The 402-nt window shown below is 42.3% G+C and carries 1 protein-coding gene; it reads left to right on the plus strand.

Annotated features, from left to right (window positions below):
* Positions 1 to 91: 91 nt before the first annotated feature.
* Positions 92 to 402, plus strand: a 311-nt coding sequence (locus COY37_RS02695) for a hypothetical protein (RefSeq protein ID WP_286975952.1), incomplete at its 3' end; no start/stop codon positions are given.

Consider the following 402-nt stretch of genomic DNA (forward strand, 5'->3'; position numbering starts at 1 on the left):
GCGACAGCATTAAGCTTGGAGCTAAAATAATCGTTAAGTTGTTTGAGGTAAAAGCGCTAAAAAGGTAAATAATTCATGGAGGGGATATACGTTGTGTAAGCGATTTTTCAGGATAGCTGCGATATTATTGCTGCTCAGCTTATTGCTATTTATGACCGGGTGCGGAAGGAAGCAAAGCGTCAGTGTCGGGTACGATTTTTCCATCTTTCCCAAGAAGAAGGGGGAGGTATTAAAAAACGTCACCGTCTACCTCCCCTTCCCAACAAAAAACGGTAAGCCGATAATGGAGATTTATCGGGGCATTGAAAAGCATTATAGAGAATATCACCTGGACGATCCACCAAATGCTGTTATATCTATAGCCGATACGAAATATGGGCCTATGCTAAAAGTGCAAGTCCC

The sequence above is a fragment of the Candidatus Aquicultor secundus genome, from assembly GCF_002791875.1.
In the GTDB taxonomy this organism is placed as follows: Bacteria; Actinomycetota; Aquicultoria; order Aquicultorales; family Aquicultoraceae; genus Aquicultor_A; species Aquicultor_A secundus.